Genomic DNA, 13,281 nt, shown 5'->3' on the forward strand with positions numbered 1-13,281 from the left:
GCCCTTATTTTACACAAATTTGATTAACCATTGTCTGGTCACTCATAAAACCAATTACTGGGTTTTTATGACTAGTTGGCAAGGGATTGTGAGTTGCAGATGTGTTGCATGTTAACGTTTGATAGTGGGCTATAAATGCATGCCGATAATTGTGGTTCAAAGGTAATTTATATAATAACTCCGGTCGGGATAAATAGTAGCCTTGGAAGAGGTTAAACCCTTGTTGCTTAGCCTGTAGATAAGCGCGTTTAGTTTCGATCTTTTCTGCAATAAACTGAATATGTTGATGTTCAAGTTGTGAGATAAAATATCCCGCATCTGCGATCGAGAACTGTTGGAGGTCAAATTTAATATATGAGATATAGGGGTAGCACTCCGCCCAACTTTGATGTGGGATATAGTCATCAAGAGCTAGGGTATAACCCTTGTGGTGAAGCTTTTGTAGCGCTTGAATAAGCCCTAAGCTTGGAGTCGTTGATTCGAGAACCTCAATGACAACCTTAGTTGGGTCTAGGGCGTATGGAAGACCTTGTATGATGGCTTGCTGTGTGAAATTAATAAACGCCTTAGTGTCACCGACTAACTGCTGTTTAATATCTAGATGAAAATCGGTAATAATTGAGCGTGTGGCATGCTCTTGGCAAATGTCAGGAAAGTGGTTTACGTGATTGTGACGATACAATAACTCATAGGCTTTAATGACCATATTTTGATTAAAAATGGGCTGGCGAGTAATAAAGTCACTGATCATTAAATGGCTATTCCTAATAAATACTTATATTAGATAATAGACACTATTGAATTGATTGATATGTTATAGCCAACACTTGTTTGATTATTGAACAAATATACCCAAATTCATGGGTATATGAAGGTATTTGTAAGATTAAAGTGGTCGGTTTATGAGCTCAATATCGTGCTCAGTCACTTGTAAAATAGAGCTTTGGCTATACCAATCACCTAGAACGATGCGCTGTTTATTATCATTAAGTTGATGGAAATTAGGACGGTGGGTATGACCATGAATAAGCAGTTCGACACCGTTACGTGTGATAGCCTCGGCTACGGCGTCTGGATTCACATCCATGATCTGAGAGGATTTAGTTTCTTTCTCACTACTGGCACCGGTTTGAACTTTTTTTACCAGTTTTCGACGCCATACTAATGGAATGCGGTTGTAAACCCATTGCAGCCATGGTTGATGTACCTTAGCGCGAAACTCCTGATACTTTACATCATCGGTACACAAGGTATCGCCGTGCATAATGAGGGTTTTTCTACCATAGAGATCGATGACGGTTTCATCACCAAGCAATATAGCGCCGGTTTTTTTCACAAAGCGTTTACCCACCAGAAAATCGCGATTACCCTGGACAAAGAAACAGGGAACGCCAGAGTCCACTAAGCGACGAATAATGGATACGACTTGTTGATTGAAGGGGGAATTATCATCATCGCCTACCCAAAACTCAAACAGGTCTCCTAGGATATAAACCGCATCAGCACCAAGAGCATCTTGGCTCATAAAAGCGTCGAACGCTCGGGTGATGTCTTCACGTTCCGCGGTCAGGTGCAAATCGGATATAAATAGAGTGCGCATGGTATGGTCTCAAAATGGAAAAATACCCAAGTATTACCGCAGGGTATACGGCAATGAACTTGGGTATATAAGGTATAGACTAGATTAAGCGATAGTTGTGCTAGTAATAATCACTTCTTCTAGAGGAACGTCTTGGTGCATGCCCATGCTACCAGTGCTAACGCCCTTGATCTTGTTTACAACGTCCATGCCTTCAACAACTTTAGCAAATACACAGTAACCCCAGCCTTGCATATCTTCTGATTTGAAGTCTAGGAAGGTGTTGTTATTTACGTTAATGAAGAATTGAGAACTTGCAGAGTGCGGTTCCATTGTACGCGCCATTGCGAGCGTACCAACTTCATTACTTAGGCCGTTGTTTGCTTCGTTTTTGATGGTATCGCGTGTTGCTTTTTCACGAAGACCAGATGTCATACCACCGCCTTGAATCATGAAACCATCAATGACGCGGTGGAATAGCGTGTTATCGTAGAAGCCATCTTTACAATACTGCTCAAAGTTAGCTGCTGTGATAGGTGCTTGTTCGTGATTCAGTTCAATCTTAATATCACCGTGATTAGTGTGAAGGGTGATCATAGGTATGTCCTTTAATTGGATGGATAAATCGAACCAAATTCTAACCAAACTCTCAGGACATTCAACTGTAATCGGTGTTTTCTGTTAGTTAATGTCGTATAATGGCGGTCTATTTCCCTAATTAAAATAATCTCAGAGCCGATGTTAAAGATATACAACACACTTACTCGTCAAAAAGAAGAATTCAAACCAATTCATGCTGGAAAGATAGGCATGTATGTGTGTGGAGTTACCATTTATGACCTATGCCACATTGGCCATGGTCGTACCTTTGTTTCTTTTGATGTGGTGTCGCGTTATCTACGTTACCTCGGTTATGACCTAACATTTGTGCGTAATATTACCGATATTGATGACAAGATCATCAAGCGTGCTAATGAAAATGGTGAGAGTTGTGAGGCCTTAACTGAGCGCCTTATTAGTGACATGCATGCCGATTTTGATGCACTTAATATGAAGCGTCCTGATGTTGAACCGCGTGCAACTCAGTTTATTGATGAGATCATTGCGCTGGTTGAAAGACTCATTCAACGTGGTTTCGCTTATGTTGCTGATAATGGCGATGTGATGTTTGAAGTGAGCAAGTTTGATGAATATGGCAAGCTATCTGGCCAAGACCTTGAGCAACTGCAAGCCGGCGCTCGCGTTGATATCGAGACTGCTAAGCGTAGCCCATTAGATTTTGTACTGTGGAAGATGTCTAAACCGGGTGAACCGACTTGGGAATCACCTTGGGGGGATGGCCGCCCTGGTTGGCACATTGAGTGTTCTGCCATGAACTCTTCTATCTTAGGTGATCACTTTGATATCCACGGTGGTGGTTCAGATCTTCAATTCCCACACCATGAAAATGAAATCGCTCAATCTTGCTGCGCGCACAGTACCCAGTATGTAAATACATGGATGCACAGCGGTATGGTGATGGTTGACCGTGAAAAAATGTCTAAATCTCTTGGTAACTTCTTCACGATCCGTGATGTGCTGGGCCACTATGATGCTGAAACGGTACGCTACTTCTTGATGTCCGGTCACTATCGCAGCCAATTAAACTATAGCGAAGAAAACCTCAATCAAGCGCGTGCTTCACTTGAGCGTTTGTATACCTCTCTACGCGGTTTGGATTTGAGTGCCGAGCCTGCTGGTGGCGAGGAGTATGTATCTCGCTTTGCTGCGGCTATGAACGATGATTTTAATACCCCCGAAGCCTATTCAGTACTGTTTGATATGGCCCGTGAGATCAACCGTATTAAAGGTAATGACCTAGAAGCTGCGAGCCAACTTGGTAGCCTAATGCGCGAACTAGCTGAGGTGATTGGTATTTTACACCAAGACCCAGAGGCCTTCTTACAAGGCGGCCAAGCGGATGATGAAGTAGCAGAAATCGAAGCGCTTATTAAACTGCGTAATGATTCTCGCGCAGCTAAAGATTGGGCGAATGCCGATCTTGCTCGCGATAAGCTAAATGAAATGGGTATTGAATTGGAAGATGGCGCCCAAGGCACAAGTTGGCGACGCAAATAGTACATTGAATATTTAATCTATTACCTCGGGGCTGATATTCAGCCCCTTGTTTTTACTTTTTTTAGGACCTAGTTTTGGCACAACTTTACTTTTACTACTCGGCGATGAATGCAGGCAAATCAACCACTTTGTTGCAATCAGCATTTAACTATCAAGAGCGTGGCATGAATCCCATCGTATTTACTGCGGCCTTGGATAATCGTTATGGAGTAGGGAAGGTGACCTCTCGTATAGGGTTACAGTCGGATGCTCATCTATTTGATACTGAGTCTGATTTGCATGCCATGATGGAGACCTTTAGTCAGGACAAGAAATATCATTGTGTATTGGTCGATGAGTGTCAGTTTCTGACCAAAGAGCAGGTATACCAACTTACAGAAGTGGTAGATAAGCTTGGCGTCCCAGTATTGTGTTATGGGCTGCGTACCGACTTTTTGGGTGAGTTATTTGAAGGGAGTCTGCATCTACTCGCATGGGCAGATAAGCTGGTTGAATTAAAGACCATCTGTCATTGCGGACGCAAAGCGAATATGGTGATGCGCACCGATGAGCATGGAAACCCTATCTCAGAGGGGGATCAAGTCGCCATCGGTGGTAATGATAAGTACGTTTCGGTATGCCGCGTTCACTACAAACAAGCACTCAATAAATAACCCAAGGGCTCCTAGATAGGAGCCCTTTTAGATCCTGTCGCTACATTACTCACTATAGCAACCGAGAATGCTCCTTTGATAGAACAGCGGTTACCATACGTATGGCAAGTAGCTAACTATTACAGGGAATAGCCCTTCGAAAAATTAATGGTGAGCAGTATGCATTTACCTAGTAGTTAGCTGCACAATATCAATCTTTTGCTACATAGTATGGTTCTAGATTAAGCTTGGGTTATCTATTTCGATTTTAAGAGGCTACGATGACAAATCAACGTAAAGCGAACAAACAAAACGCGATAGCTTTTTATCGTACAGCATATATGGGTGAGCCGACAAAAGCGGTTGAGCTGTATGTGGGTGATGATTACGTTCAGCACAACCCGATGGTTGCTGATGGCAAGCAAGGTTTTATTGAGTATTTTACCCAGATGTCACAACAGTACCCAAAAAAGGATATTGAGTTCTTACGAGTCATAGCTGAAGGTGATCTTGTCGCTTTGCATACAAGGCAAACCTGGCCTGAGGGTGATGAGTACGTCACCATGGATTTTTTCCGTTTCGATGTAAACGGAAAAATAGTTGAGCACTGGGACTCAATTCAATTAGTGCCTAACGAGTCAGCCAATAATAACTCGATGTTTTAAATTTAATACAGTCGAAATTCCATAGCGATGGACAACACCAGATTCATTCTAGGAAACAGCGAAGCATTACTTTTGTTCCATTTTCGGTATTTATACCCATCACCTCAGGCGCTCTAGTCCGAATGAATATGGTTTTAATGTGGGTTATCTGATGGTGTAAATCCGTTTGAAATTGGGATGTGGTTATCAATGATGGCGTAAACCACCCGGCTGATAGGTAAGTTAAAACATGAGGAATTTTAGGAAATTATGTGCAAAGTTATATTAAAAGGACACATTGTTGTTCCAGAGCGTGAACTTTCAATAATACTTAAAGAGCTTGAAATACATAAAAATCTCACCCTTAAAGAGCAAGGCTGTATTGTTTTTGAGGTAACGCAGAGCGCTGCTGAAGTAGCTCGATTTGAGGTTTATGAAGAGTTCATCAATAGGGCGGCATTCGACTACCATCAACAGCGCGTTGCTATCTCACATTGGGGATCTGTATCTAAAAATGTACAAAGGTTCTATCAAATCGTTGAGGAACAATAATTTGATAGTTAATGGGGAGGCGTGACAAAGGCGTTTCTCCCTTTGTTCAATAGTTAGGTCGTGTTAGTGACAGGCTTACTATATACTTGTTTGTTTCAAAGGACAGTCAGTAATGGAAATGCTCATCGTTTCATCAGAGCAACAAAAGCGACTTATTATGATCTTTAGTCGTACAACAGCAAAAATGTCAGATAAGGCACTTCTTCAAGACCTTAACTCTCATCCAATTAAATCTTCAGTTTACCCTGCGTTTAAAACTGCTCGCGATCTGCGTGTTGAGCGGATTAAGTTGCCGGTTGGTGATGATAAAACAGCGTCTCTAAATGGTGGTGATTTTCTATATCGTTACTTAGCCAAAGGGTATATTTGCCTAGGTGACTTTACCGGTCAGCCTAAACCTGATTTATCACCTTGGGGCGTTCGTTCGGTGCGTAAATTACCAAAAATAGGTTTTGGATTGTAGATAGCAGTTTACTGACCCTTGTGATTGAAAGTGGCTTGCACTGTGTACTAGATAGCACCACAAGTGGATGCCACTTTCATCACGTAAAGCGTGAGCTTTGCTAGGGGGTTAACTATTGGGTGTCAGCCCAATTAAACTTGCTTTCGTCGATACCTTCTTTTTGTTCCTTAATGCGCTCTTTGCGATTTTGCTCTTCAATTCGAGCCGCATCGATCTCTTGCATTATTGAGTCAAGATCCGCCAACGAGTTATCGTCTTCAAATTGTCCAGTCAACTCAGTGTCAGGTTTTAAATCACCTTTCTCATAGATGGACCAGATTTCCTTAGCGTATTCAGTGGAAAGAAGCTCAGGGGCAAATTGACCATAATAGTCGCGAATATTGTTGATATCACGAGCGAGCATCCATTGTGCATTATTATTGGCCGCTGCATTTACCGCTTGTGGTAAGTCAATAATTACCGGGCCGTATTCATCAACTAGCACGTTGAATTCAGATAAATCACCATGGATTATGCCCGCGCACAGCATTTTAACTACATAGCCCATCATTACTTGATGGTCTTTAATAGCTTGTTGCTGGTTCATTACCACGTCATTTAGCCGTGGAGCAACGTAACCTTCTTCATCGGTGACAAGCTCCATGAGTAGCACGCCATCAAAGCAACCAAAAGGCTTTGGTACTCTAACGCCTGCTTGTGCAAGCTTATACAAGGCATCAACTTCAGCACTTTGCCACACCTTTTCTTGCTGGTCTCGACCAAAGCCAGAGCCTTTTTCCATTGCTCTAGCGCGGCGGCTATTACGTACTTTTCGGCCTTCTCGATAGGCGACGGCCTTTTTAAAGTTACGTTGATTTATTTCCTTGTAGACTTTGGCGCAACGGGTCTCTTCCCCGCAGCGTACAATGTACACCGAGGCTTCTTTGCCACTCATTAATTGGCTTTGCACTTCGTCAACTAAACCATCGTCAACTAAGGGTTGTATTCTTTTAGGTATCTTCATAGCGTCTTTATACATTAGTTGTGTTGCAGATGAAATATTAATCAGGAAAATATGTGCCATGGTGTAAGGCGTATACAAGCAACTATTGGCGATGATGTAAAAAAGCCAGCAACTTTCGTTACTGGCTTAAGATCCATCATGACTAAGATAGTGTTAGTAAATTACTTAAATGCCGTCCCAAATTGCTTAGCTGCGTAGGCAACGCGCTCTGCTGGTTTTGGATATTCTATTGGTGTTGCTAAATTTTCTATATGATGAAGACGAGGTAGCAACCCAGCCCCATTGGCTATTTGTATTGCCAGCCCTGGTCTAGCATTAAGCTCTAATACCATAGGCCCTTCTTCTTGGTCTAGAACCATATCTGTACCCATATAGCCAAGCCCAGTCATTTCCCAAGCACTAGAGGCGAGGGTAAGTAACCTTTCCCAGTGCGGTACTTGCAAAGACATAAGATCTTTACCTGTATCAGGGTGGTGAGTGACGGGTAGGTCATATTGTACCGCTCTTACTGCCTTACCTGTCGCAATGTCTATACCGACCCCAACCGCGCCTTGGTGAAGGTTGGCTTTGCCGTCTGAGTTGGAGGTCGATAAACGCATCATTGCCATCACTGGGTAGCCCTTAAATACGATAATCCGTACATCGGGAACCCCTTCATAACTGAAGCCTTTAAAGCAGTCATCAAACTTGATGAGGTTTTCTACTACAGCGACATCATTTTTCCCCCCAAGAGAGAACAACCCAGCGAGGGTATTACTGATATGCCGCTCAACATCTTGTTCATTTACCGTATCGCCAGATGGCTTGGTATAGACGCCATCTTTGTGAGAAAGGATAACTAAAATACCCTTACCGCCACTACCTTGCGCCGGCTTTATACAAAAGCCAGGCCAGTTTTTCACCATGTTATGGATGCGCTTTACTTCAGCTTGTTGGCTAATTACCCCAATAAGCGCTGGCGTTGTGGCACCGTGTAACTTTGCGATTTCCTTAGTCTTTAGTTTGTCATCAACTAATGGGAATTTACTGCGATCATTATACTTACTGATATAACTGTGATTGCGTTGATTCATCCCCATAATGCCTTTGGAGCGGATCTTCGATGGCGAAGTAAATTGACTAAACATAATCTAGTCCTCCGCTAAAGGCTTGAAGCGACGCAGTTCGGTTAGGCGATAGCCTGTATAGTTGCCTAGCATCAGAATCATCGCCAATACAATCAGCTGAACACCAATAAAGTTAAACGTTAGGTGCTGGATATAGATGTTGGTCATTGCTAGGTAAACAAGTACCGCGGTAAGCAGTGAACCACCACCTTGTAGCATAACTTCTTTGGCACCTTCCTCTTCCCACAGTATCGACATACGTTCGATAGTCCAAGACAGGATAATCATAGGGAAGAAGGTGATTGAAAGTCCCTCAATTAAGCCGATGTTAAATGCCACTATGGTAAATACTGAGATAATCAGTATTACGGTTATTATCACCGCGGATATTCGTGCTACCAGTAACAGGTTGAGTTTGGATAGATAACTTCGAATTACCAGACCTGTACCTACAATCAATAGGAAGCCGACGATGCCGGTTAATAATTGAGTTTGAACAAAGGCAACCGCAATTAACACTGGCATGAAGGTACCAGATGTTTTCAGGCCAATAAGTATTCTTAAGAACACCACGATAAATGCCCCAATAGGAATTAGCATGATGGTCTTAAACATCGATTGCTCTTCTAGGGGTAAGCTGTGGATTGAAAAGTTCAGCAGGTCGTCAGAGCGAACCTTGCTATTGGTCGCGGCACGTGGGGTTATATCTTGCGCAATCATAGAGAACAGTACTTGGCTATTACGTCCTCCCGTAACGTCGAGCAGTGATACGTTCGACTCATCCCAGATCAGGGTATTTGCGTCTTGTCCTTGTTCGCCGGTTTCTGCATTAAATAGTGACCAATGATCTCCGTTCCAAACATCAACCATAGGCTGTATTGTTTGGCGGCGGCGTCCATCTTCTAATTGAATTACGCCAACGGTTTTATTGGGTACTTTAGCGTAAGAGAGCAGGGCAGCTAATGCCTCAGGCTTAGTGTACTGATTCAATAGTAGTGCTGCGTTTTGGCTATTCTCATCATTAAGTTTGCGAATAATCTCACGAGCAAGGGTTTCATCGTTAGCACTGCGCTCAGTTGCCTGTGAAATAATAGCCTGTGCCGCAGCCTCTTGAGGCCCATCAAATGTTGGAGGTACAATATCGCCATCGGGAGCGATTTGTTTCACCTTAGCTTGAGGGTCTACAAGAAATTGAGCCTTATAATAGATGGTTTGTGGGCCTTGTGCGTGGCGTACACTCCACTCTGCTCGTCTGCCTATGTCAGAGGACACAAATGCGACCCCATAACCTGGAGATGAGGTGGATTCATCTACTAAGGTATAACCATTTTGTGTACTAGGAGCGGCTAAAGAAACCGTAACTGGTTCACCCTGCGCAACGAGCTCGACTCGTGCTTCTACATCCCATAATTCACGACTATCACCTGGGGTCCAAGGTACCCCGTAAGAGTCGTGTCGCATGTACATTAATGTTGCACCCGCGACAACCAACAAGGCAATAAATATATAAAACGGCACTCGTGAAGTCATAACAATCCTTATTCTCGATGCGACCTAAAATGTCACTTTAGTGGTTTGGTTTGAACGTAAGTTTTACTTACATCTACTAATGCGATGTCTTTGATAAATTCCCTTCCTAAAAGAACATCATGATCCATATGGGTACGGTCGGCTAATGTAAACAGGGTGTCCTGTCGTATGTTACCAACGGTAATCCAAAGCTTAATTACTGGGCGGCGTAGGGCCTTATCGGTATTGGATTGGCGAACCTTGGCATAACGCACAAATTTGGCCTCCATCCATACCGGTTCAGCGTTGTCACTGCTGTCGTTTGATACATCAAAGCGAACCCATTTTTTGCCATTTCGTTCGAACATTTGAACCTGTTTTGCATTGAGCGATGAGGTTTCAGCTCCAGTATCAATGCGCGCCTCAAAACTGATCTTGTTTTGTTCAAACTCCACGGTCTCAATGGCACCTAATACGGTCTGAGTATCTGCAATAGGCTTAGATGGGATGATAATAGGTTTCGGTGCTTCCTCAGTTTTTGCGAGTAGTTGTCTAGCGTTCTGTTTTGCAAGGTTATCAACTCGGTATGAAAGCCTACCCACATTAGTGTGCAGCTTCTTAATCGTTGAGTTTTGAGTCTCAATGGTGGCTCTTAGAGCAGCAATTTGGGTGTTTATATTTTGCTCTGATTGCTCAACCGCTTGTATTGACTCCTGTCTAAATTGTCGTTCTTCCTCTTGCGCTTGCTTGGAGGTGACACATCCGGAAAGTAACAAAGCGCCGGATAAAGTGACAATATACTTGAGCATTATGAACTTATACCTATTAGTTATATTTTATAATCGCCAAGTTACTAGATTTTATGCAACCAGTGGCTTTTCTAGTCTTCTTGTTCGAGTGTAGCCTATATTGAATTCTTCGTGAAGTATCAACGTGTTATATCACAAATAACTCATTTTTTCGTTTGAGGGTTGGTTGAACTATTGAGGGTTTTCGCCAATCAATATTGCCCTTCTTGGAGCCGGATACCCTTCAACTGTTTTACTTGGATCTGTCGGATCTAAGTATTCAGGAAGAGAGTTGTGCGTCATCCAATCTGTGCTGCGCTGTTCACCTAAGGATGTAACGTTCTCATCGACAATTCGCACGTTCACTAGTCCACATTTTTCCATCCAAACCTTTAATGCTTTAGCGGAAGGGAAAAAATAGACATTACGCATCTGGGCATAGCGATCAGCTGGAACTAAGACTGCGTTCTCATCTCCGTCGATAACCAAGGTCTCAAGAACCAATTCGCCGCCAGGCAGCAGTTGGTTTTTGAGCTGCATTATGTGGTCAAGGGGAGAGCGGCGATGATAAAGCACGCCCATACTAAATACGGTATCGAAGGCCTTAAGCTCTGGCAGTTGTTCTATTCCAAGTGGTAGCAGATGAACTCGCTGATCGTTGTTCATCAATTTACGCACTGCTTCAAACTGAACGAGGAATAGATGTGAAGGGTCAATTCCCACACAAAGGCGTGCACCTTCACCGAGCATACGCCACATATGGTAGCCATTGCCACATCCGACATCCAATACTGAGCGTCCTTTCAAAGGTGTAATATGTGGAAGTAATCGATCCCATTTCCAGTCAGAACGCCACTCGGTGTCGATATGAATGTCATGCAGGGTAAATGGACCTTTGCGCCAAGGATGGAAGGTCTTGAGCAGGTTCTCTAGCTTCTTTTTCTCACCTTCAATCAATGGCTGAGAATTAGAAACGCTAACCTCATATTTTAGCTCTATATTATCGGGTGTTAGCTCGGGGATCTTATTGAGCGCTCGTATCCAGCGATCAAAATCACCGTGTTCAGCTCGCTGCCAGTCAATCAGCTGCTTGGGTAATATTTCTAGCCAAGAGTGCAAGCGCGTGTCTTGGGCAATGAGTTGGTAAAAATTGGCGAAATTAAACATGTATTTCAACTTGTTAGTCAACGAATCTTAAGCGTCGAAAACCTTACACCGCAGTGACCAAAATTGATAGAGGTTCTGTGCTTATTGATGTCAAATTTGAGTTAAATGATGAATGTTTGTTGGCTTAGCAGCGTGATTCACCATCAAAGCGTGGTTTATGCAACTAATCTAGCCAATCTCTGACTATGTTTAGCAAGACAATAGAGGAATAAATTGTCGCTATGCATCTCATATGCAATTGCTAGTAACTTGTGGTTGATTGGGTATAATAGTGACATTACCACGTTTAATAATAGACGTAACATTAGATAAACCATTATAGGATTAGTGATGATTTTAGTTGTTGGTCATAAAAACCCAGATAGCGATAGCATTTGCGCGGCACTTGCTGCAACGGAACTTCTCAAAGCGCGTGGCTTAGATGCAAAGCCTGTTCGCCAAGGAGAAATCAACCGTGAGACTCAACATATTCTAGAGCAAGCGGGCCTTGAACAACCTGAATTTCGTGACTCTGTAGCGGGTGAAAAGATCTGGCTAGTTGACTATAGCGATCTTGCTCAAGCTCCGGATGATGTGGAGCAAGCTGAGATCTTAGGCATTGTCGATCACCACCGCCTTGGTGATGTAATGACAGTTAACCCATTAGAAGCATGGATCTGGCCAGTAGGCTGTTCTTGTACAGTATTGTTTAATATGTTCAATATCGAAGGCACTGAAATTGCTCCTGCAATTGCAAAAGCAATGATGTCTGCAATCCTGTCTGATACGGTAGGCTTTGCATCTCCAACGTGTACTCAAAAAGATAAAGATGCGGTTGAAGCGCTAGCGAAAATTGCAGGTGTTGAAGACCTAGAAGGGTTTATTAAGGCACTTCTTATTGCAAAAACTGATATTGAAGGTTTGTCTCCAGCAGAGCTAGTAGAAAAAGACCTAAAAGCATACCCATTTAATGGTCGTGATGTTGTTGTTGGTCAGATTGAACTTGCGACTCTTGAGCAAGTAGATGGTCAAATTGAAGCGTTAGAGCAAGACTTAGAGCGTCGTTGTGCAGAGCAAGATTTAGCGTTTGCAGCAGTAATGTTAACCGACATCACCACGGCAACAACTCGTCTATTGTTTAAAGGCGAGTGGGCTGAAAAACTGAATAAGCATGCCGATAATGGTGTGCTAATGATGGAAAACACCCTTAGCCGTAAGAAGCAAGGCTGGCCATGGTTGCAAGCTGAACTGGTTTAATTGTTCAGTGTCGATTTAGCCTAGTGTGCTAATTCAAATTTAGAAAAAGCCCCATATGATATAAATGTATGGGGCTTTTTTTTGTCTGTTATAAACACTTATGAGTGTTTTAAGCTAATGATTTAGGGCTAGCACCATATTGATTACTGTCTGAATCGCTATCTAGTGCCATGAAAATCAGCAGCGCGATAATTCCGATAATTGGAATTAGAACAATCAACATCCACCATCCAGAGCGGTTTGTATCATGCAGTCTGCGCACGCCAACTGCAATATAGGGAATAAACATAAACAGTGTATAGATCCCGCTTAATAACCCACGACCAGTTTCTGGGTTTAAATTGCCCATTAATTGATCAGCAAATGCCAGTGAAAATCCAACTAACATATTGATTAAAAAGAAGTACCAAAACTCTTTTCTACGCGCACGCCCGCTAAATGTAGCGTATTTCTTTAACGCCATGATGTACCAATTCATATACTC

Annotated in this window: 15 protein-coding genes and 1 pseudogene; 7 read left to right on the forward strand and 9 right to left on the reverse strand. The window is 42.9% G+C overall.

All coding sequences use genetic code 11. The annotated features are described in order from the left end of the window. Positions 1–4: 4 nt before the first annotated feature. From OCU28_RS04705 to OCU28_RS04715, 3 genes are all read right to left on the reverse strand, one after another. On the reverse strand, positions 5–751 hold the full coding sequence (locus OCU28_RS04705; RefSeq protein ID WP_261817186.1) for an EAL and HDOD domain-containing protein: 747 nt from the start codon (positions 749–751) through the stop codon (positions 5–7). A 135-nt stretch (positions 752–886) separates the two neighbouring features. Further along, entirely contained in the window at positions 887–1,600 is a 714-nt protein-coding gene (lpxH, locus tag OCU28_RS04710) for a UDP-2,3-diacylglucosamine diphosphatase (protein ID WP_261817187.1), read from the reverse strand. An 84-nt stretch (positions 1,601–1,684) separates the two neighbouring features. After that, complete coding sequence (locus OCU28_RS04715) at positions 1,685–2,176, reverse strand: peptidylprolyl isomerase (protein ID WP_261817188.1); 492 nt, start codon at positions 2,174–2,176, stop codon at positions 1,685–1,687. 141 nt (positions 2,177–2,317) lie between these two features. Here OCU28_RS04715 and cysS point away from each other — a divergent pair, with 141 nt between their 5' ends. The 6 genes and pseudogenes from cysS (at position 2,318) to OCU28_RS04745 (ending at position 5,988) form a co-directional block, all read left to right on the forward strand. Next, positions 2,318–3,697, forward strand: coding sequence for a cysteine--tRNA ligase (gene cysS, locus OCU28_RS04720; RefSeq protein WP_261817189.1), 1,380 nt, complete (start codon positions 2,318–2,320; stop codon positions 3,695–3,697). A gap of 74 nt (positions 3,698–3,771) precedes the next feature. Then, positions 3,772–4,350: a thymidine kinase gene (locus tag OCU28_RS04725; protein WP_261817190.1), complete on the forward strand. Its 579-nt coding sequence runs from the start codon at positions 3,772–3,774 to the stop codon at positions 4,348–4,350. A 260-nt stretch (positions 4,351–4,610) separates the two neighbouring features. After that, positions 4,611–4,994, forward strand: coding sequence for a nuclear transport factor 2 family protein (locus OCU28_RS04730; RefSeq protein WP_261817191.1), 384 nt, complete (start codon positions 4,611–4,613; stop codon positions 4,992–4,994). Positions 4,995–5,049: 55 nt separating this feature from the next. Next, positions 5,050–5,215, forward strand: a pseudogene (locus OCU28_RS04735) (GFA family protein); the annotation flags it as partial. 28 nt (positions 5,216–5,243) lie between these two features. Next, positions 5,244–5,525: a putative quinol monooxygenase gene (locus OCU28_RS04740; protein ID WP_261817192.1), complete on the forward strand. Its 282-nt coding sequence runs from the start codon at positions 5,244–5,246 to the stop codon at positions 5,523–5,525. A gap of 112 nt (positions 5,526–5,637) precedes the next feature. Then, the gene (locus tag OCU28_RS04745; RefSeq protein ID WP_261817193.1) at positions 5,638–5,988 is read left to right on the forward strand and encodes a hypothetical protein; all 351 of its coding nucleotides are present in this window, start codon (positions 5,638–5,640) and stop codon (positions 5,986–5,988) included. A gap of 112 nt (positions 5,989–6,100) precedes the next feature. On the opposite strand, the gene OCU28_RS04750 is transcribed toward OCU28_RS04745, so the two are convergent. The 5 genes from OCU28_RS04750 to cmoB form a co-directional block, all read right to left on the reverse strand. Then, positions 6,101–6,991, reverse strand: a complete 891-nt coding sequence (locus OCU28_RS04750) for a PA4780 family RIO1-like protein kinase (protein WP_315972401.1) — start codon at positions 6,989–6,991, stop codon at positions 6,101–6,103. A gap of 161 nt (positions 6,992–7,152) precedes the next feature. Continuing rightward, entirely contained in the window at positions 7,153–8,118 is a 966-nt protein-coding gene (locus OCU28_RS04755) for an alpha-L-glutamate ligase-like protein (RefSeq protein WP_261817194.1), read from the reverse strand. A 3-nt stretch (positions 8,119–8,121) separates the two neighbouring features. Further along, positions 8,122–9,627, reverse strand: a complete 1,506-nt coding sequence (locus OCU28_RS04760) for an inactive transglutaminase family protein (RefSeq protein WP_261817195.1) — start codon at positions 9,625–9,627, stop codon at positions 8,122–8,124. Positions 9,628–9,659: 32 nt separating this feature from the next. Continuing rightward, on the reverse strand, positions 9,660–10,415 hold the full coding sequence (locus OCU28_RS04765; protein WP_261817196.1) for an ATP-dependent zinc protease family protein: 756 nt from the start codon (positions 10,413–10,415) through the stop codon (positions 9,660–9,662). 171 nt (positions 10,416–10,586) lie between these two features. Next, positions 10,587–11,561 carry a tRNA 5-methoxyuridine(34)/uridine 5-oxyacetic acid(34) synthase CmoB gene (cmoB, locus tag OCU28_RS04770; RefSeq protein ID WP_261817197.1) on the reverse strand — a complete coding sequence of 325 codons (975 nt, stop codon included), beginning with the start codon at positions 11,559–11,561 and terminating at the stop codon, positions 10,587–10,589. A gap of 330 nt (positions 11,562–11,891) precedes the next feature. Here cmoB and OCU28_RS04775 point away from each other — a divergent pair, with 330 nt between their 5' ends. Continuing rightward, positions 11,892–12,797 (forward strand): manganese-dependent inorganic pyrophosphatase, encoded by a 906-nt coding sequence (locus tag OCU28_RS04775; RefSeq protein ID WP_261817198.1) that lies wholly within the window; start codon positions 11,892–11,894, stop codon positions 12,795–12,797. Positions 12,798–12,906: 109 nt separating this feature from the next. Here OCU28_RS04775 and OCU28_RS04780 read toward each other — a convergent pair whose 3' ends face one another. Next, entirely contained in the window at positions 12,907–13,275 is a 369-nt protein-coding gene (locus OCU28_RS04780; protein WP_261817199.1) for a DUF805 domain-containing protein, read from the reverse strand. Between the last annotated feature and the right edge of the window lie 6 nt (positions 13,276–13,281).

Source organism: Vibrio gallicus (genome assembly GCF_024346875.1).
Classification (GTDB): Bacteria; Pseudomonadota; Gammaproteobacteria; order Enterobacterales; family Vibrionaceae; genus Vibrio; species Vibrio gallicus.

Bases quoted from the DNA above. Each gene is read 5' to 3' on its own strand.
- OCU28_RS04730 (WP_261817191.1), top strand. From the start codon at position 4,611: ATGACAAATCAACGTAAAGCGAACAAACAAAACGCGATAGCTTTTTAT.
- OCU28_RS04745 (WP_261817193.1), top strand. From the start codon at position 5,638: ATGGAAATGCTCATCGTTTCATCAGAGCAACAAAAGCGACTTATTATG.
- OCU28_RS04750 (WP_315972401.1), bottom strand. From the start codon at position 6,991: ATGAAGATACCTAAAAGAATACAACCCTTAGTTGACGATGGTTTAGTT.
- OCU28_RS04775 (WP_261817198.1), top strand. From the start codon at position 11,892: ATGATTTTAGTTGTTGGTCATAAAAACCCAGATAGCGATAGCATTTGC.
- OCU28_RS04755 (WP_261817194.1), bottom strand. From the start codon at position 8,118: ATGTTTAGTCAATTTACTTCGCCATCGAAGATCCGCTCCAAAGGCATT.
- OCU28_RS04765 (WP_261817196.1), bottom strand. From the start codon at position 10,415: ATGCTCAAGTATATTGTCACTTTATCCGGCGCTTTGTTACTTTCCGGA.
- OCU28_RS04760 (WP_261817195.1), bottom strand. From the start codon at position 9,627: ATGACTTCACGAGTGCCGTTTTATATATTTATTGCCTTGTTGGTTGTC.
- OCU28_RS04780 (WP_261817199.1), bottom strand. From the start codon at position 13,275: ATGAATTGGTACATCATGGCGTTAAAGAAATACGCTACATTTAGCGGG.
- cmoB (WP_261817197.1), bottom strand. From the start codon at position 11,561: ATGTTTAATTTCGCCAATTTTTACCAACTCATTGCCCAAGACACGCGC.
- OCU28_RS04740 (WP_261817192.1), top strand. From the start codon at position 5,244: ATGTGCAAAGTTATATTAAAAGGACACATTGTTGTTCCAGAGCGTGAA.
- OCU28_RS04705 (WP_261817186.1), bottom strand. From the start codon at position 751: ATGATCAGTGACTTTATTACTCGCCAGCCCATTTTTAATCAAAATATG.
- lpxH (WP_261817187.1), bottom strand. From the start codon at position 1,600: ATGCGCACTCTATTTATATCCGATTTGCACCTGACCGCGGAACGTGAA.
- OCU28_RS04715 (WP_261817188.1), bottom strand. From the start codon at position 2,176: ATGATCACCCTTCACACTAATCACGGTGATATTAAGATTGAACTGAAT.
- cysS (WP_261817189.1), top strand. From the start codon at position 2,318: ATGTTAAAGATATACAACACACTTACTCGTCAAAAAGAAGAATTCAAA.